The sequence below is a fragment of the Streptomyces sp. BV286 genome (assembly GCF_019090165.1).
In the GTDB taxonomy this organism is placed as follows: Bacteria; Actinomycetota; Actinomycetes; order Streptomycetales; family Streptomycetaceae; genus Streptomyces.
The window spans coordinates 121,702-138,864 of the sequence record NZ_JAHRIB010000210.1; the positions used below are offsets into that span (position 1 = coordinate 121,702).

General features: G+C 69.5%; 14 protein-coding genes and 1 pseudogene. 6 read left to right on the forward strand and 9 right to left on the reverse strand.

Going from position 1 to position 17,163, the window contains the following annotated elements:
* Positions 1–84 precede the first annotated feature (84 nt).
* Positions 85–1,020, reverse strand: a complete 936-nt coding sequence (locus KUF83_RS40220; RefSeq protein ID WP_217460061.1) for an NADP-dependent oxidoreductase — start codon at positions 1,018–1,020, stop codon at positions 85–87.
* A 534-nt stretch (positions 1,021–1,554) separates the two neighbouring features.
* Here KUF83_RS40220 and KUF83_RS40225 point away from each other — a divergent pair.
* From KUF83_RS40225 to KUF83_RS40235, 3 genes are all read left to right on the forward strand, one after another.
* A complete protein-coding gene (locus KUF83_RS40225) occupies positions 1,555–2,676 on the forward strand; it encodes an alpha/beta hydrolase (RefSeq protein ID WP_217460062.1) in 1,122 nt (373 codons plus the stop codon).
* Positions 2,677–2,869: 193 nt separating this feature from the next.
* A complete protein-coding gene (locus KUF83_RS40230; RefSeq protein ID WP_254645078.1) occupies positions 2,870–4,096 on the forward strand; it encodes an NAD(P)/FAD-dependent oxidoreductase in 1,227 nt (408 codons plus the stop codon).
* Positions 4,097–4,168: 72 nt separating this feature from the next.
* Positions 4,169–5,062, forward strand: coding sequence for an RNA polymerase sigma-70 factor (locus KUF83_RS40235; protein ID WP_217460063.1), 894 nt, complete (start codon positions 4,169–4,171; stop codon positions 5,060–5,062).
* A 390-nt stretch (positions 5,063–5,452) separates the two neighbouring features.
* Here the strand turns inward: KUF83_RS40235 and KUF83_RS40240 are convergent, their stop codons facing one another.
* The 4 genes and pseudogenes from KUF83_RS40240 to KUF83_RS40260 all read right to left on the reverse strand — a co-directional run bounded on the left by KUF83_RS40240 (position 5,453) and on the right by KUF83_RS40260 (position 9,780).
* Positions 5,453–6,496, reverse strand: a complete 1,044-nt coding sequence (locus tag KUF83_RS40240) for a zinc-dependent alcohol dehydrogenase family protein (RefSeq protein WP_217460064.1) — start codon at positions 6,494–6,496, stop codon at positions 5,453–5,455.
* Positions 6,497–6,542: 46 nt separating this feature from the next.
* On the reverse strand, positions 6,543–7,541 hold the full coding sequence (locus KUF83_RS40245) for a quinone oxidoreductase (RefSeq protein ID WP_217460065.1): 999 nt from the start codon (positions 7,539–7,541) through the stop codon (positions 6,543–6,545).
* Between the two features lie 155 nt (positions 7,542–7,696).
* Positions 7,697–8,461: pseudogene (locus tag KUF83_RS40255) on the reverse strand (SDR family NAD(P)-dependent oxidoreductase).
* A gap of 77 nt (positions 8,462–8,538) precedes the next feature.
* Positions 8,539–9,780 carry an MFS transporter gene (locus KUF83_RS40260; RefSeq protein ID WP_254645079.1) on the reverse strand — a complete coding sequence of 414 codons (1,242 nt, stop codon included), beginning with the start codon at positions 9,778–9,780 and terminating at the stop codon, positions 8,539–8,541.
* Positions 9,781–9,915: 135 nt separating this feature from the next.
* Here KUF83_RS40260 and KUF83_RS40265 point away from each other — a divergent pair, with 135 nt between their 5' ends.
* On the forward strand, positions 9,916–10,884 hold the full coding sequence (locus KUF83_RS40265; protein WP_217460068.1) for a helix-turn-helix transcriptional regulator: 969 nt from the start codon (positions 9,916–9,918) through the stop codon (positions 10,882–10,884).
* 260 nt (positions 10,885–11,144) lie between these two features.
* On the opposite strand, the gene KUF83_RS40270 is transcribed toward KUF83_RS40265, so the two are convergent.
* Complete coding sequence (locus KUF83_RS40270) at positions 11,145–11,768, reverse strand: NADPH-dependent F420 reductase (RefSeq protein ID WP_217460069.1); 624 nt, start codon at positions 11,766–11,768, stop codon at positions 11,145–11,147.
* Between the two features lie 33 nt (positions 11,769–11,801).
* Positions 11,802–12,536 carry an SDR family NAD(P)-dependent oxidoreductase gene (locus tag KUF83_RS40275; RefSeq protein WP_217460070.1) on the reverse strand — a complete coding sequence of 245 codons (735 nt, stop codon included), beginning with the start codon at positions 12,534–12,536 and terminating at the stop codon, positions 11,802–11,804.
* 144 nt (positions 12,537–12,680) lie between these two features.
* On the opposite strand from KUF83_RS40275, the gene KUF83_RS40280 reads away from it, so the two are divergent.
* Positions 12,681–13,262: a TetR/AcrR family transcriptional regulator gene (locus KUF83_RS40280; protein WP_217460071.1), complete on the forward strand. Its 582-nt coding sequence runs from the start codon at positions 12,681–12,683 to the stop codon at positions 13,260–13,262.
* A 244-nt stretch (positions 13,263–13,506) separates the two neighbouring features.
* The gene (locus KUF83_RS40285) at positions 13,507–13,968 is read left to right on the forward strand and encodes a spore-associated protein A (RefSeq protein WP_217460072.1); all 462 of its coding nucleotides are present in this window, start codon (positions 13,507–13,509) and stop codon (positions 13,966–13,968) included.
* 287 nt (positions 13,969–14,255) lie between these two features.
* Here KUF83_RS40285 and KUF83_RS40290 read toward each other — a convergent pair whose 3' ends face one another.
* Positions 14,256–14,798, reverse strand: a complete 543-nt coding sequence (locus KUF83_RS40290; protein WP_217460073.1) for a hypothetical protein — start codon at positions 14,796–14,798, stop codon at positions 14,256–14,258.
* Between the two features lie 104 nt (positions 14,799–14,902).
* Positions 14,903–17,149 (reverse strand): glycoside hydrolase domain-containing protein, encoded by a 2,247-nt coding sequence (locus tag KUF83_RS40295; protein ID WP_217460074.1) that lies wholly within the window; start codon positions 17,147–17,149, stop codon positions 14,903–14,905.
* Positions 17,150–17,163: the final 14 nt, after the last annotated feature.

Below are 17,163 nucleotides of genomic sequence, written 5' to 3' on the forward strand. Positions count from 1 at the left end.
GCGTGCAACCGGTACCGGACGGCGACGGCCTCTGTCCCTGCAGGCCGGCAGGGACAGAGGCCGTCGTACGAGAGGGTGTCGCGCTCACTCCATGGTGAGGACGACACGTCCCTGGAGCCCGCCCCTGGTCATGCGCGCGTAGGCCTGCGTCACCTCCTGCAGGGGATAGGTCTCCGCCACGCGGAGCGCCAGGTCTCCCGCCGCGGCGAGATCGGAGAGCGTGGTGAGCATCGCTGCGTCAGGGCCTACCTGCGTCAACAGAACCCTGATCCCCCGCTCGGCCTCAGGCAACGCGTCACGTCGCGTGGTCACGAACCTGCCGCCGTCCGCCACCGCTCCGATGACGGCATCCCCCAGCCGGGCCGTGTCCAAGACGGCGTCGACTCCTTCGGCACGCACCGTGCGGACGGCCTCCACCAGCGGCTGCGACGCCGGCACGTACACGTCGGCCCCCGCCGTCTCGGTCGCGAACCCGCCCTCGGCGGACAGGTCCGTCGCGATGACCACGGCTCCCCGACGCTTCGCCAGCTGCACCGCGTAACCGCCGACCGCCCCCTCCGCACCGGTGATGAGCACGGTCTGGCCCGCCTGGATGCCGAGCAACTCGACGGACTGGGAAGCGGTCAGGCCGTTCAGCGGGATCGTGGCGGCGTGGACGGGGTCGACACCCGCGGGCGCCTCGGCGATCGCATGAGCGGCAACCACGACGTACTCGGCCTGACCACGGTTCAGCCCCAGGGGCAGACCGTAGCTGAACGCGATGACACTCTGTCCGGGCGTCCAGTGGCTACCCGGGCCGACGGCATCCACGACGCCGGCGATGTCCCAGCCGAGGCCATAGGCAGCCCCCTCCGGCGGAGCGGGGAAAAAGCCCCCGCTCCAAGCCGCCGCGTCGGTCGGGTTGAGCGCGGACGCCTGGACCCTGATACGAACCTCGCTCAGGCCCGGAACAGGCTTGTCGACCTCGGCCACCTCGACAACGTCCGGGCCACCGAGCGAACGGTAAACGGCTGCGCGCATGAGTACTCCTGCTGTCGGTCGCACCTGCTCACAGCAGACACGGAAGATCATTGACGTAAGGAGGCGATGTCCGCAGCAAACTTCGGAACGCCCACAGCCACCACGCTAAAACCTGACGTCAACGTCAGATGCAAGTCGACGGCTGCCGGACCCGGTGGCATCGGGGCGTCCGGAGCTGCCACCACGACCTGGACGATCCAGACAACGACGCAGCGCCACCGGTGGGCTGCCGCCGTCACGTTCAAGAACACGATCCGAGAAGCGCCTGGCCGCAGCGGTCGCCATAGCCAGGCTGCATGGCCGACATCCTTACAACCTCAGGGAATTGACAGGGCGCGGGTGTCCGGGAGGTGTCGTTGTGTCATGCCTTCCAGCTACGACGCACACCCCGCGGGATGGGGGTCGAGCTTGTACCCCCCATAAACCCAACCTGCCACGCCTGGCGCAGAAGCGGTCTCCTGGAAGCACGCCTCGGTCACAACACCACTGACCGTCGCGCCTTTTCCCCCACCGACCGATTATGAGGTCCACTCCATGGAACGTCGAAAAGCGCTCGGACTGATCGCCGCCACCGGCGCCGCCTCCTCCTTCACGGCTCTGCCCGCCTTCGGTGCGGAGCGCGGCCGTGCCGCGCGCGCCCCAGGACAGGGCAAGGCCGCGGCCAAGGGCGGCTACACCTTCGCACTGGACAAGAACGTCAAGCGGACCTCGGTGCGGTTCAAGAACCGCTACGGCATCGAGGTCGCCGCGGATCTCTATGTGCCGAAGGACGCCAGGGGAAAACTGCCGGCCTTGGCGGTCAGCGGCCCGTTCGGCGCGGTCAAGGAGCAGTCCTCGGGGCTCTACGCCAACGAGTTCGCCCGCCGCGGCTATGTCGCCCTCGCCTTCGACCCCTCCTTCACCGGGGAGAGCGGCGGCACCGTGCGCGACGTGGGCTCGCCCGACATCTACACCGAGGACTTCAGCGCCGCCGTCGACTTTCTCGGCCTGCAGAAGACCGTCGACCGCGAGCGGATCGGCGTGCAGGCCATCTGCGGCTTGAGCGGTATGGCGCTCACCGCGGCGGCTGCGGACAGCCGTATCAAGGCGGTCGCCGCGGCCTCGATGTACGACATGTCGCGCAGCATGTCCCGTGGCCACGAGGACTACTACACGCGTGAGCAGCGCCAGAAGGTCGTGGACCACCTCAGTCGGCAGCGCTGGATCGACGCCGAAAAGGGCACCTACGCGCGGCTCTCCCACGAAGTCCCCTTCGACGAGAACGGCGACGTCGCCCCCTCCAACCGCGTCCTGCCCAAGGCCCTCCCGGCGGACGCCGATCCGATCACGAAGATCTTCTTCGACTACTACCGCACCGAGCGCGGCTACCACCCGCGCTCGATCAACTCCACCACCGCGTGGACCGGGACCACGCCGATGTCGTTCTTCGCCTTCCAGCAGATGACGAACCTCGACATGCTGGCGCCCCGCAAGGCCCTGCTGGTGGCCGGCGCCGACGCGCACTCGCGCTACTACTCCGAGGACGTCCAGGCGATGGCCCCCGGCAGTGTCGACCTCGTGATCGTCCCGGGCGCGGACCACGTCGACCTGTACGACCGCAAGGACCTCATCCCCTTCGACAGGCTCGACGAGTTCTTCACCAAGAACCTCGCCTGACTGCAAGTGACCCCGCCAGGCCGGTACCGCCGCCGGCCTGGCGGGGCGCGTCCTCTTCGGTGTCCTGCTCCGCCTCGGCCAGGCCCGGTAGAGCGAGGCAATTGGCGGGTTCTTGTCGGCACACCAACAGGGCGCCTGATGTGACGTGGCTCACATCGGCGACCTGTCACGTCTGGTGAGGGTTGCTTGTCCCATGGGCGTCACCGACACCGAAGCCGGTTCCCGACCTTGGGAGATCGAGATGAGCAACGGCCACCACATCGTCGTCCTCGGCGCTGGATACACGGGCATGTTCAGCGCCATCCGGCTGGCCCACCGCACCCGCCGGACCAGCGTCAAGATCACCCTGGTCAACCCCTCGAGCCGGTTCGTCGAACGGCTGCGAATGCACCAGATCGCCGCCGGGCAGGAACTGACCGACCACCAGATCCCCGTCCTGCTCGCCGGGACCGGCGTCACGTTCGTCCAGGGCGCCGCCACCGCCATCGACCCCGAGGCCCGGCAGATCACCGTCGACGACGCCGAGACCCTCGGGTACGACACACTCGTCTATGCGCTGGGCAGTTCGACCGACACCGGCAAGGTCCCCGGCGCCGACACCCACACGTTCACCCTCAACAACCCGGAGATCGCCGGTCGGTTCGCCGTGCGGCTCACCGAGGTCGCCACGTCCGGCGGGACGGTCACCGTCTGCGGCGGCGGCCTGACCGGCATCGAGGCAGCCACCGAGATCGCTGAGAGCCACCCCGGCCTGGACGTCACGCTGATCAGCCTGGCCGAGCCCGGCGGAATGATGGGCGCCAAGGCCCGCGCCTACCTCTACCGCGCGCTGGACCGCCTCGGCGTCACTCTTGTGACCGGCGCCCGCGTCACCAAGGTGCTGCCCGACGCCGTCGAGCTGGCCGACGGCCGGCTCGTCCGCTCCGACGCCTGCCTGTGGACCACCGGCGTCAAGGTGTCGCCGCTCGCCGCCGACGCCGGGGTCGCCACCGACGGCCGCGGCCTCGTCCTGGTCGACGCCACCCTGCGTTCGGTCTCCCACCCGGAGATCCACGCCATCGGAGACGCCGCCGCCGTCCGGCTGGGCTGGGGACAGATCCACGGCACCTGCCAGAGCGGCCTGCCCACCGCCCAGTACACCGCCGACACCATCGCGCGGCTCGTGCGCGGCAAGGCCGTCAAGCCCTTCCGCTTCGGCTACTTCCACCAGCCGGTCAGCCTCGGCCGCCGCGAAGCCGTCATCCAGTTCACCAAGGCCGACGACACCCCCCGCCGCATGCACCTCACCGGCCGGAGCGCCGTCGCGTACAAGGAGATGATCAGCGGCAGCCCGCTCACGACCTACCGGTTCAGCAAGCGCATGAACGTCACCACCATCGTCTCCAGGGGCGGCCGCGCCACCCGCGAGCCGGCGGTATGACGGGCACAGCGGCTCCCAGCGCCGCGATCTCGAGCCTTGCCGCCCTGGTTACGCCGCTGGCAGCATGAGCCGATGGTCGACACCAGATCTGAGCAGGACCCCTATATCGAGCACCGCAGGCTGCTGTTCGCCACCGCGTACCGCATGCTGGGCAGCGTCGCCGACGCCGAGGACGTCCTGCAGGACGCGTGGCTGAGCTGGAACACCACGGACCGCGAAGCGATTCGCCACCCCAAGGCCTACCTGGTGCGCACGGTCACCAACCTCTCGTTGAACCGTCTGACCTCCGCGCGGGCCACTCGCGAGACCTACGTCGGCCCCTGGCTTCCCGAGCCCTTGCTGACCTCCCCCGACATCGCCACGGAGACCGAACTGGCCGACAGTGTCTCCACCGCGATGCTGGTCGTCCTGGAAACCCTCAGCCCCGTCGAACGCGCCGTCTTCCTGCTCCGCGAGGTATTCCGCTACTCGCATGCCGAGATCGCCGAGGCCCTCGAACGCCCAGAGCCGACGGTCCGCCAGATCGCCCGCCGCGCCCGCGAGCACGTCCAGGCCCGCCGCCCCCGCTTCGACACGGACCAGACACAGCGCCAGCAGGTCACCGCCCAGTTCATGGATGCCTGTGCAGGCGGCGACCTGAACGCCGTCATGGAGCTGCTCGCCCCCGACGTCACCGCCTGGTCCGACGGCGGCGGCAAGGTCACCGCCGCCCGCCGCCCTCTCCACGGCACCGGCCACGTCGCGCGCTGGATCGTGGGTTTCCTGGCCAAGCCCGAACTGGCCGCCCTGACCATGGAGTCGGCCGTCATCAACGGCGAGCTCGGCGTGCTGGCCACCCTCGGCGGGCACACCGTCGGCGCCCTCTCGTTCGACCTCGTCGACGGCCGCATCCAGGCCCTGCGCTTCCAGGTCAACCCCGACAAGCTCAGGGGCCTGACCTCCGACAACGGCTTGGCGCTCACCTGAAGTGTTCGAAGCTGGAGCTTTACCGGCGGGACCCTGAGCCGGGACGAGCTGCCCAGGGGGCGCAGCCCAGAGCTTGCAACGCGGAAGGCGTCCTTGACGGAGCTGAGTAGCCTCGAACCCTTCGCCGGCGGGCGAATCGCCCCCAGTTGACCGAGACAACGGCCCGGGCAGAGAAGGGCATCGCCGGCCGATCACCGCGGGGGCGCGCGACTTCGGCCGGCACCGCCGCAGCCCCCGACCGCGCGCGGCCCGAGGGCGACCGCTTCATCGGCAGAGGCGGCGCCGTCGGTGTGTACAAGACGCAATTACGCTCAGGTGCGCATTCGTCTGTACGCCGACGGCACCGCCCCATGCCCTCTTTCTTGCTGGGCTGTGTCGGTGAGGGGTGCGTCAGTTGTTGATGAGGACCTTGAGGCTCTTGCGGTCGGCCATGTCCTGGTAGCCGGCCGGGACTCCGGCGAGGTCGGTGGTGACGTCGAAGACCTTGCCGGGCTCGATGGCGCCGCTGAGGATGTCGGGCATCAGTTCCTCGATGTAGGCGCGGACCGGCGCCGGTCCGCCGGCCAGGCGGATGTTGTGGCGGAAGAGGCTGCCGAAGCCGATCGGTGCCTCCTCGTACTGCGGGACGCCGACGCGGCTGATGACCCCGCCCGGACGGACGATCCCGGTGGCCTGCTCGTAGGCGGGCATGTTGCCGACGCACTCCAGGACCACGTGCGTGCCGTGACCGCCGGTCAAGTCCCGCACCTGGGCGATGCCTTCGTGGCCACGTGCGGAGATGACATCGGTGGCGCCGAACTCGCGGCCCAGATCGGTGCGCGCCTGGTGACGGCCCATCAGGATGATCTGCTCGGCGCCCAGGCGCTTGGCGGACAGGACTCCCAGCAGGCCGACCGCGCCGTCACCGATCACGGTGACGCGGGTGCGCTCGTTCACGCCGCCCGCCACCGCGGCGTGGTAGCCGGTGCCGAAGACGTCCGAGAGGGTCAGCAGGGACGGGATGAGCGCGGAGTCGGGTGCGACGGGGAGCTTGACGAGGGTGCCGTCGGCGAGCGGGACGCGGACCGCTTCGGCCTGGCCGCCCTCCTCCGCTTCGCCGTCCCAGAAGTTGGCCTGGGCGTGGGCGCAGGAGGTGTGCAGCCCTTCGCGGCAGAACTCGCAGGTGTTGTCGGAGATGGCGAACGGGGCGACGACCAGGTCGCCGCGCTTGACGGTGGTCACCTCCGAGCCGGTGTCCTCGACGACGCCGATGAACTCGTGGCCCATCCGGGCGGGACCGTCCTCGTGCTTGTGCGAGGCGTACGGCCACAGGTCGCTGCCGCAGACGCAGGACGCGGTGATGCGGACCAGCGCGTCGGTGGGGTGCTTGATGGCGGGGTCGGGGACGTTCTCGACGCGGACGTCGCCTGCGCCGTACAGAAGTGTTGCGCGCATCAGGGATGCTCCATTTCCTCGTGGTGGGTGATGGGGGTGGTGTGGATCAGGTGCCCGTCGAGAGCAGGACCTTGCCGATGGTCTGGCGCTCTCCCAGAAGCCGGTGGGCCTCGGCGGCGTCGGCCAGGGGGAGAACCCGGCAGATGCGTGGCTTCAGCCAGCCGTTCTCGATGCCTTCGATCACGGCGTTGGCGCGGGACAGCATGTCGTCGCGGGTTTCCATGAAGTGCCACAGGTCGCCGCCGGACAGCGACAGCGAGCGTTCCATGAGCATGGTGGGCGAGATGGGGTCTGCGGGGCCGCTTGCCGCGCCGAAGACAACGATGTGTCCGCGCAGGGCGGCTGCGCGCAGGTTTCCCTGGAAGGTGCTCGCTCCGACGCCGTCGATGATGAGATCGGCGCCATGCCCGGCGGTCAGACGCAGCGTCTCTTCGGCGAAGTCGCGTTCGGTGTAGAGAACGACGTCGTGGGCGCCTGCCTGGCGGACCACCTCTGCCTTCTCCTCGGTGGACACCGTCCCGATGACGCGTGCGCCCAGGTGACGCGCCCACTGCACCAGGAGGAGACCCACCCCGCCCGCGGCGGCGTGGATGAGGACCACGTCCCCTTCGGACGGCTCGCGGTACTCGTGGATCAGGTAGTGGGCGGTCATGCCCTGCAGCGGAAACGCGGCCCCGTCCTCGAAGGACATGTCGTCGGGCAGGGGGATCAGGCTGTCGGCAGGCACGACGGTGGCTTCGGCGTAGGCACCCTGCTGCTGCGCGTAGGCGACGCGGTCACCCGGCCGGACGTTGCTCACATCGGGGCCGACGGCCTCCACCACGCCGGCCCCTTCCAGTCCGGGGGTGAAGGGCAGCGACATGGGGCGCAGGCCGCGGCGCATGTAGGTGTCCACGAAGTTGACCCCGGCCACGGCCAGGCGGACCAGGACCTCGCCCCGCGCGGGGGCTTGGAGGTGGACTTCTTCCGCGGTGAGGGTGTCCGGTCCGCCGAAACTGTTGACGACCATCGCGCGGACGTTTGCCGTGCTGGGTGAGTCAGTCATGTGTGCTGTCCTGCCTCGGGTTGTTCGGTGCGGGGCCGGCCGGGTGCGGCCTGCTTCTCAAAGCGGCGCGCGGCAGACCCCTGTTGGCGTTGTGGCCCTCAGGTCGGCGAAGGGGCTGTGTCACACGGGGAGCCGGCGGGGGACGTAATTCCTGATCACCAGGCGGTCCATCCGGCTTCGACGGGCACGGTGGCGCCGGTCATGAAGGAGACTTCCTCGCTTATCAGGAACACGATCACCTCGGCGATCTCCCGCGGCTGGGCGTATCGCTTGAGCATCTGCCGTCCGGCGAGCGCGTCGATGGCGTCCTGCGGGGTGGCAAAGCTCTTCTAGTGCTCGGCCGCCATCTGCGTGTCGACGAGTCCCGGGCACAGGATGTTCGCCCGGACGTTGTGGGGCACGTACTCCATCGCGAGCGAGCGGGTGAGGCCGAGGACAGCGGCCTTCGACGCGCAGTAGACGCCGATGTTGGGAAGGGCCGCGAGTGCGCCGATCGAGGACACGTTGACGACGGACCCGCCCCCGGCCTTCACCATCTCCGGGACGACGCGCTTGGCGGTGACCAGACACGACAGGGTGTTGATGTGCATCACCCTGTCGAAATCCTCGACCGTGTGCTCCAGCAGCGGCTTGGAGAAGACGATGCCGGTGTTGTTCACCAGGCCGTCCACCTTGCCGTAGGCGTCGACGAGTCGGGTCGTCAGTTCGTCGATGGTCTGCGCGGAGACGATGTCGCCGGCCACCGCGATGGGCTCGCTTCCGGCCTGCCGTACCAGGGCGGCGGTCTCCTCCAGCGAGGTGGCGTCCACGTCGGTCAGCCCTACGCGTGATCCTTCCGCGGCCAGCCGCAGCGCCGCCTGGCGGCCCACGCCACCACCTGCCCCCGTGACGACCGTGACCGCGTTCTCGAGGCGTGCCATTTTCGTTCCTCTTTTCCATGTGGGAGTGGGCTGCGAGTGCGCTTCTGTGTCTGTGCGGCGTCGGCCTCCGCGGTGGCCTAGACGGCTGCTGCGGAGCGGCGCCGCTGGATGAGCGCGATGGCGATGGTGGGGATCAGGGTGAGGGCGGCGATGACGGTGCCGACCACGGCCGGGCCGGTGGCCCCGAGCGGCGAGCCGAGGGTGAGTCCGGCGATCCAGGAGCCGACAGCGGTACCGAGGTTGAACGCCGAGACGGTGAGGGCCGAGGCCAGGACGGGTGCCTGGCGGGCGAAACGGACGGCCAGAGCCATCAGGACCGGGTTGGCGCCGAGCCCGAAGAAGCCCAGCAGGGCGACCAGAATGATGGTGGGCACCGCGTAGCCGGCCAGCAGGGAGATCGCCAGGAGCAGGAGGGTCGCTCCCGCAGCGGCCACGAGTGTCACGGTGTGCGGGCGACGGTCGCCCAGACGGCCTCCGACGAGCGAGCCGACCAGGGCGCCGAGGCCGAAGCCGACCAGGACCAGCGGTACGATCCCGGACGCGATGCCCGACCGGTCGGTCAGCAGGGGCGAGATGTAGGAGTATGCCGCCAGCACGCCGCCGGTGGTGGTGGCGCAGGCCGCCAGCACCAGCCACAGGCGGCCGGAGCGCAGGGCGGTCAGCTCGGACCGGATCGACACCGTCTGCTGGTCGCCATCGTCGTGGGGGACGGTGCGGGCGATCAGTGCGATGGCCGCCGCGGCGAGGGCCGCGAGCGCCCAGAACGGTCCGCGCCAGCCCATGAGCTGCCCGGCGAACGCGCCCACCGGTACGCCGACGACGTTCGCGAGCATGGCTCCGGCGCCGACCAGGCCCAGGGCGCGGGAACTGGCAGCGGGCCCTGCGGCGCGTGCGGCGGCCACATTGGCCACCGCCCAGAACGCGCCGGTGGCGATCGCGGTCAGAAACCGTGCCGCCAGGACCAGGGTGAAGTTCGCGCTGAGGGCGACGATGACGTGCCCGGCGGCGAAGACGCCCAGGGCGAGCATCAGGGTGAGCCGCTTGGGCAGCCGCAGCGTGAGCATCGCCATCAGCGGCGCTCCGACGATCATCCCGACGGCGAAGACGGTGATCATCAGGCCGGTCCGGGCGACGCTGACCTGCAGGGCGCCCGAGATCTCCGGCAGCAGGCCCGCCACCACGAACTCGGTGGTGCCCATCAGGAACGTGCCCAGCGCCAGGATGTGGACGACGAGCGGCAGCCGAGCGGACGGAGGCTGGGGGTTGTCAGCCCGTACGGTCTCGGCGGGGGCGTGGAGGGTTGCTCCTCGCGTACTCAAGGTTCATCTCCGTGGGGGTTGCGATCGGGGTACGTCTCCCAGAGAACAAGCCGCCCAACCCTTGAGGAAGGTCGCGTTTATAGGGGGTACAAGCTCAACCTCCCTAACCGCCGACCAATGCCTACCGTGTAAGGCATGGACGACCGAAGAGACCACCGCACCGAGATCCGGGACTTTCTCGCCAGCCGCCGCGCCAAGATCACCCCGGAGCAGGCCGGGCTGCCCACCAGCGGCCGGCGCCGGGTCCCGGGGCTGCGGCGCGAGGAGGTCGCCGTGCTCGCCGGTGTGAGCACCGAGTGGTACACGCGCCTGGAGAAGGGCCACATCAGCGGCGTATCGGAGGACGTACTCGCCGCGGTCGCCCACACCCTGCAACTGGACGAGGACGAACGCACCTACCTGTTCGACCTGGCCCGGGCAGCCCGCCCGGCCACCCGCACACCGTCCCGCCGGAAGGAAGTCGCGGTCCCGCCCCGCATCCAGTGGCTGCTCGACTCCATGACGCTGTCCTCCGCCTTCGTACGCAACGGCCGCCAGGACGTCATCGCCAGCAACCCGCTGGCCCGCGCCCTGCACGCGCCCGTCTTCGAAAGCGGGACCACCGACAAGCGCGGCCGGCCCAACATCGCCCGCTACATTTTCCTCGACCCGGGCTCCCGGCAGTTCTTCGTCGACTGGGAGGCCGCCGCCGTCGCCACCACCGCGCTGCTGCGCGCCGAAGCCGGACGCGAACCCCAGGACCGGGCCCTGCGCGAACTCATCGGCGAGCTGTCCACAGTCAGCTCCGAGTTCCGCGGCCAGTGGGCCGCGCACGACGTGCGTATCCGCCACGACGGCGTCAAGCGGCTATGGCACCCCGAGGTCGGCGACCTGGAGCTGACCTACCAGTCCCTGGACCTGCCCGTGTCCCACCGGGCCATGCACGACCTGACCCTCTACACCGCCGAACCGGGCACCACATCCGAGGACCGGCTCAAACTCCTGGCCAGCCTGGCCGCACCCCATCCCCAGGCAACAGAGCCCGCTGACCAGCCGGGCCGCGCTGCGCCGTCCTCGCTCGCGCCCCGCTCCGGCACCGACGAGAACCGCCCGCCCGCGCCCTGAAGCTCCTCCAGGCTTGTCCACGAAGAACGATCGGCGAGGACGCTCGACGGGCACGGGCACGGGCACGGGCACGTGAGATTGAACGGTGCGACTCTCTTGGCAATCGGCCAGATTGGCGCTTGGCGCTTGGCGCTTGGCGCTTGGCGCCGCCAGCATGCCGGTCAGCGGCTCAGCGCGCGTACGCGCGCAGGAGGACTGCGATCGTCCCGTCCGAGCCCTCCTGCGTCTTGTCGGCGGAGAGTGCGCTGCTCGGAGCCGGCTCAGACGGGAAGTTCGGTGATGCTGAGGGCGAAGTCCAGGTTCCCCACCCCGTGGTGGGCGAGGCCCACCGTGACCACGCCCGCTCCTTCCAGCCAGTGCGCCATTTTCAGGCCGCCGACGTCCAGCGGGCGCAGTCCGAGGCTCTCGACGAACGCCTCCACACTTGTCTTGGCCTGCGCGTTGTCGCCGGCGATGAAGACATCGGGCCGACCCTTTTCCAGGACATGACGGAAGACGGTGTTGAACGCCTTCACCACGCTGGCGCCGGCCGGGGCCGCCCTGGCGACTTCCTGCGCGATCGAGGTCTCCTCGCGGTGGGCTAATCCGTCGAACGTGGAATTGAAGGGATTGCTGATGTCGACGATGACCTTGTCCGCGAGAGCGTCTCCGTACTGGGCGACGACCGGCACGACACCGTCGTACAGCAGGGCCATGATGACGATGTCCCCGGCCGGGGCGGTGCCCCATTCTCCCGTCGTGGCGCCGCCGCCGAGAGCCTTGGCCGGGTCAGCGGACTTGGACTGATCCCGGCCCATGACCTCGACAGTGTTGCCGCCCGCCACCGCCCGCTCGCCGATGGTGCGGGCCATGTTCCCGGTGCCGATGATGCTGATGCTGCTCATGAGATGTCCTGCCCTGGTTGTGTGTTGGTCGGTTCAGATGGCGGTGGTGCCGCCGTCGGCGACGAGTTCCATGCCGTTGACGTAGCTGGAGTCGTCGGAGGCGAGAAAGAGGGCGGTGGTGGCGATCTCGTCGGGGCGGCCCATCTTTCCGCGCGGGATGAGGGACTCGAACTGGCGCTTGGTGGCCTCGTCGAAGAGTTCTGCCTGCTTGGCGGTGGCGACCTGGCCGGGGGTCAGGACGTTGACGCGGATGCGGCGGTCCTTGAGCTCGTTGAGCCAGACGCGCGCCCACGCCTGCTGGACGGCCTTGCTGTCGGCGTAGACGCTCCAGCCGGGGAAGGCGCCGAGGGAGGCGTTGGAGCCGGTCATGAGGATCGAGCCGCCGTCGTTGAAGAGCGGAAGGGCCTTCTGGACGGTGAACAGGGTGCCGCGGGCGTTGAGGTAGAACGCTGAGTCGAAGTGGGCCTCGGTGATCTCGCCGAGCGGGGCGGGCTCGCCCCCTCCGGCGCTGGCCCACAGCACGTCGAGACTCCCCTTCTCCCGCTTGACGGTGTCGTACAGGCGGTCCAGGTCGTCCAGGTCGGCGGCGTCGCCCTGGACGCCGGTGACGTTGCGGCCGATCTGCTGCACGGCCTCGTCCAGGGCGTCCTGGCGGCGGCCGGTGATGAAGACGTGCGCTCCCTCGTCGACGAACAGCTTCGCGCCCGCCAGCGCCATGCCACTGGTACCGCCGGTGATGACCGCAACCTTGCCGTCAAGCTTTCCCATACTCGCTCCCTGAGGGGTTGGTGGTGCCGGTGCACCTTGGGATGTCGGCGTTAAGTACACCGCTCTGTGTATGTACGGTATGGGGCGGGCAGCCGGGGCGCAACTATGTACACCGGCCGTTACCCAAGGAGGTAGGATGGCCCCATGACGGAGTTGGAGAAGGGCCCCACGGGCCGCCGCCGCGGCCGGGGCGCCCGCGAGCGCATCCTCAGCGCGTCCCAGCAGCTGTTCCGAGAGCAGGGCATCAACGGCACCGGCATGGACCAGCTCTGCGCCGCGGCCCAGGTGTCCAAGCGCACGGCCTACCAGCACTTCGCCGGCAAGGACGAGCTCGTCGCCGAGTATCTGCGCCGGTTCGACCCCTCGGTTCTGTCCGACGTGTTCGACCGCACCGACCTCACGCCCCGCGAACGGCTCCTCGCCGCCTTCGACATCCCCCCCACCACTCCCCTGTGCCCCTACATCGCCGCCGCCGTCGAACTGAACGACCCTCAGCACCCCGCGTCCCAGTACGCACGCGACTACAAGAGGGCCGTCGCCGCGCGGCTCGCCGACACCGCCCGCGAAGCCGGCGCCGCCGACCCCGAACAGCTCGGCGAGCAGCTCGCGCTACTCCTCGACGGCGCCGCGGCCCGCAGCCGGGTCCTCAACGCCGACGCCTTCCCCACCGCCGCCGCCATCGCCGCCGTCCTCATCGACAACGCCGTCCCCGCCACCGCCAAGTGAGCTCCGGCGAGGCCGACTTCGAGTCGGCAACGCTGCCGAGGGACAGCAGTGACGATCAGGGACCAGCACGCAAGCGGCGCGGTGACACAACGGTGACGAGCGGCGACGGAACGGTGACATGAGGGGCCACAACCAACCCCCGGGCCTCCTGGTCTCACCAGGTGTGGAGCCAACGGCAGGAGACCGGCCGGACCGCACCCACCGCCCGCCAGGAACGCACGATCACGTCACAGGGGGAACAGAAATGAAGCTCGTCCGTCACGCAGCAGCCGTCGCCGTCATCGTCACCGGAGGCGCTCTCGCCCTCGCGGCACCCGCCTCGGCATCGGAGCCGGTCGCCGCGCCCGCAGCGGCGAAGGCAGCCCCGGCCGCGGCAGCGTCGGAGGTCCCGGTCGCGAAGTACAACGGCGCCTGCGGCGCCGGTCACAAGGTGATCGACTCAGCCAACATGGAGAACCTCGGCACGACCTTCCTCACCTACAACAAGACGACCGGCGAGAACTGCGTGGTCACCGTACGCACCAAGCCCGGAGCCGCAGTGAACATGTTCGCCCAGCTCAGCTCCAAGACGGGTGGCACGGCCACCGACCGCGGCCGGTTCACCACGTACGCCGGTCCCGTCTACCTCGAGGCCCCCGGCGAGTGCGTCACGTGGGAGGGCGGCATCACCTCCTACTCCACGAAGGGGACCGGCCACTGCGGCTGATCCACACGACGGCCATCGGCGGGACGACGGGAAGCGGCCGGACGACGGGAAGTGGTCAGACGGCGGAGGGTGCCGAACAAGCGGCACCCTCCGTCTCAGGCCGGGGAGACCGGCCCCAGAAGGCGTCAAGCCGCTCGATGATTGCGCGGCACCCGCGGGCACTGTGCGGCGACAACGCCTGCATTGCGCCGTCGGGTAGAGCGCGCCCTTCGAACGGGCTCCCACCGCAGTGCGGCCCTTCGGCGAAGCTCTCCTGGACGGCCGCTACGGCGTACCTCCGTGGCTGGTCACGCCCCCAGGGCGAATACTCCCGCGCCCTTGCCCGGAGCCTCGTCCCAGCCCTTGATCCGGTTCGCCAGGCGGCGCAGCCGGGGATCGCCCGGGCGCACGTCGATCTGGAAGTGCGCCATGTGGGGTCGGCGCAGTCGGCCGCCCCATGCCACCACGCCGCCGCACTCCTTGACGATGTCCCGCACCACGGCCTCCTGGTGGGGGAACAGCACGCCGGTCGCGCCGAGCGGGTAGGCATCCGGACGAACCTCGAGGGCCGTGCCCGAGGCGTAGTTGGTGGCGTGCCCTGTCAACCCGGCGGCGGGCCGGTGCCCCGCCAGTTCGTGGCGGGCCACCTCCTCGACCTCGTAGTGGAAGCGGCGTGCCACGTGGACGAGAACCACCGAGACGTCACCGTCCCGCAGTGCCACCGACGCCGGGGTGCCCGGTACGAACTGGGTGGTGAAGCCGGCGGCGGTGACCGGCCATCCGTTGGCGCTCGTACCGGCCGCCTCGCCGGCAGCCGCGATCGCGGCGGGGGCCAGGAGGGGAACACTCACGCCGGCCGCCACCGCTCCCGCGAGTCCTGTCAGCAGGAACGACCGCCGCTGCAGTCCTACGGGCCCTGGTCTGGATGTGCCACTCGTGTGCATACCGGTTCCCCTCAGCCGCGCAGGGCCGCGTTGTAGCGCTCGAAGATGTTGTAGAGGTCGCGTGCTCGGCGTCCGTACTCCTGAGCGGCGTCCGGATCCGTGCCGTTGTAGCGGGCGAGCACCGCGACGTTGTCGGCGTCGCTGTAGCGCAGCCGATCGGCGGTGACGCCCACTCGGTGGGCGGAGTGGATGTGGACCAGGGCGACGGTACTGACGTTGTAGTCGTCGTCGTCCCGTAGTCGTTTCCAGATGTCCCGCCGTACGTGCCAGTCGTTGCCGTCCAGGGAGGGCCCCGGGATCACGCCCGCGCCGACGCAGTGGTTGCGCGCCAGGATCGCGGTGTTGCCGAAGATCTGGGCGGCGCCGGTGCTGGAGTCCTCCCTCCACACCGGGGGTGGGGCGGGCGGTTCGCCGACCGGGTTCTGCTCCCAGGCCTCGTACGTCTCCTTCCAGAGGAAGTAGCCCGCGACGAGCACGTCCACGCCGTCGTCGGTGAAGTCGGCCTGGTACTCCCAGAAGACCACGGCCTGGACGAGCGCCTTGCGCATGCGGAACGACCGGGCGAGGCCGGTGATCAACGGGTCCATGTCCAGGATCTTCGCGGCGCACTCCTCAGGGGTGCGGTCCCGGTACCAGTCGTCGTGCCCGTTGTCCTCGATGTAGTGGAGCAACTCTGTGGTCAGGGCGCCCTGCTGCGCCGGATCGAACGCCACGTCCAGTGCGGTGTCCGGCCCCCGCGGCGTGAACTGGTTCTGTCCGCGGTCCCGGCCGGACGCGACGTTCTTGTCGATCTCGATGAACCCGGCGCCGGTGCCCACCGTGATGGTCGCGATCTGGTCGAAGCACCAGTCCCTCGGCAGCGGGAAGCCCAGGTTTCCGCTGTAGCCGGTCGACATGTCCGATACGAAACTGCCCACGGTCAGGCCCGCCTTGGCGAGTCGACTGCAGATGTTGCGGGGCGCGTAGACACCGACACGGTATTCGCTGCCGTAGGCGGCCATACGGGCGTTCAGCGCGCGGAAGTGCGGGATGACCAGGCTGGTCACCTCCTCGTCCACGGCGTCGTAGTCGACGGAGAAGTAGATGGTGGTGCCGGGCAGGAATCCGTGTCCGCGGGCCGCCTCCAGGGCTGCCAGAGCGTCCCGTGCGCCCTGCTGCGCGTTGAAGTAGTCCCGGTCACCGCCATTGGTCTGGTAGATCGGAAAGACGGTGAGTCCGCCCGCGACGATGACGGCCAGTTCCCCGGGCTGGATCTTCTTGTTTCTCGGGTTCGGGACATTGGCGTTGGTCAGGTACCGGCCGACCGCGGTGTACCCGGCGGAGCGCAGCGCCTGGCCGCGGGCCGCGGTGATCTCGGTGATGCAGTCGCAGGCGGTACCGGGCCGGGCCGGATCACCTGTACTGACCAGCAGCGATGCCCAGGTGCGGAAGTCGGCGCTGCCGTTGGCCGGCAGCAGCTGCGCGAACCGCTGGAACTCCGTGACGGTGTCGGCGAGCGCCCCCGAGTAGCGGCCGTCGAACGCGACGTCCCAGCCGTTGAACCGCATGGCCGCCTGGAACAGGTGCACGAACTGCTTGCTGCTGTCGGCCGACCCGATGCCCAGGACCGCCTGCGTCCGGATGCCGTCCTGGGTACCCGGCCCGAAGCGCCCGTTGGCCACGTCGTCGCTCATGCCGATCTCGTACTGGATCGCGAAGACCAGGGCCTTCTGTACGTCCCTGGAGAAGTGCCCGTCACACGGGCAGACGAAGAACTCCCGGCGGTTGACGTAACGCCCGTTGAGCCACTGCTGGATCGAGCGCACCTGTTCGGTGCCGGTGCCCACCCGGACGTACGGGTCCATGGTGAGCAGTGCCTTGAACACCTTCGGTTGGAGTCCGCTGCCCGGATACGCCCCGCCCACGCCCATGTCGGACTTGAGGTCGCTGACCGACTCGGCGGTGCGACCGTTGTACGTGCCTTCCATGCCGCCGCCGTCGTAACCCTTGCAGTACAGGGCGGACTGCACGATCCGGTAGACGTTGCCGTGCCGGGTCATTTCGTCGATCTGAGGGCCGAACCTCGACTGCAGCGTGCTCAGCGTCGTCGGGCCGAAGCTGTCGGACAGTGTGGTGATGCCGAGTTCGTGCTGCAGCGCACGCGTCAGGGCGTACATCACCGTCCAGCTCGTCTTCCCGTTCACCTCCACCTTCGGGATGCCCGGCACGTTGTAGGAGTTGATGAACCGCTGCGCCAACTCCACCATTTCGTCAGCCATGTGACTTCTTCCCC

Excerpts from the sequence above, each read along its gene's own strand:
- KUF83_RS40240 (WP_217460064.1), bottom strand. The coding sequence starts at position 6,496 with ATGCGCGCAACACTTCTGTACGGCGCAGGCGACGTCCGCGTCGAGAAC.
- KUF83_RS40245 (WP_217460065.1), bottom strand. The coding sequence starts at position 7,541 with ATGACTGACTCACCCAGCACGGCAAACGTCCGCGCGATGGTCGTCAAC.
- KUF83_RS40275 (WP_217460070.1), bottom strand. The coding sequence starts at position 12,536 with ATGGGAAAGCTTGACGGCAAGGTTGCGGTCATCACCGGCGGTACCAGT.
- KUF83_RS40285 (WP_217460072.1), top strand. The coding sequence starts at position 13,507 with ATGAAGCTCGTCCGTCACGCAGCAGCCGTCGCCGTCATCGTCACCGGA.
- KUF83_RS40280 (WP_217460071.1), top strand. The coding sequence starts at position 12,681 with ATGACGGAGTTGGAGAAGGGCCCCACGGGCCGCCGCCGCGGCCGGGGC.
- KUF83_RS40270 (WP_217460069.1), bottom strand. The coding sequence starts at position 11,768 with ATGAGCAGCATCAGCATCATCGGCACCGGGAACATGGCCCGCACCATC.
- KUF83_RS40295 (WP_217460074.1), bottom strand. The coding sequence starts at position 17,149 with ATGGCTGACGAAATGGTGGAGTTGGCGCAGCGGTTCATCAACTCCTAC.
- KUF83_RS40230 (WP_254645078.1), top strand. The coding sequence starts at position 2,870 with ATGGGCGTCACCGACACCGAAGCCGGTTCCCGACCTTGGGAGATCGAG.
- KUF83_RS40265 (WP_217460068.1), top strand. The coding sequence starts at position 9,916 with ATGGACGACCGAAGAGACCACCGCACCGAGATCCGGGACTTTCTCGCC.
- KUF83_RS40235 (WP_217460063.1), top strand. The coding sequence starts at position 4,169 with ATGGTCGACACCAGATCTGAGCAGGACCCCTATATCGAGCACCGCAGG.
- KUF83_RS40225 (WP_217460062.1), top strand. The coding sequence starts at position 1,555 with ATGGAACGTCGAAAAGCGCTCGGACTGATCGCCGCCACCGGCGCCGCC.
- KUF83_RS40220 (WP_217460061.1), bottom strand. The coding sequence starts at position 1,020 with ATGCGCGCAGCCGTTTACCGTTCGCTCGGTGGCCCGGACGTTGTCGAG.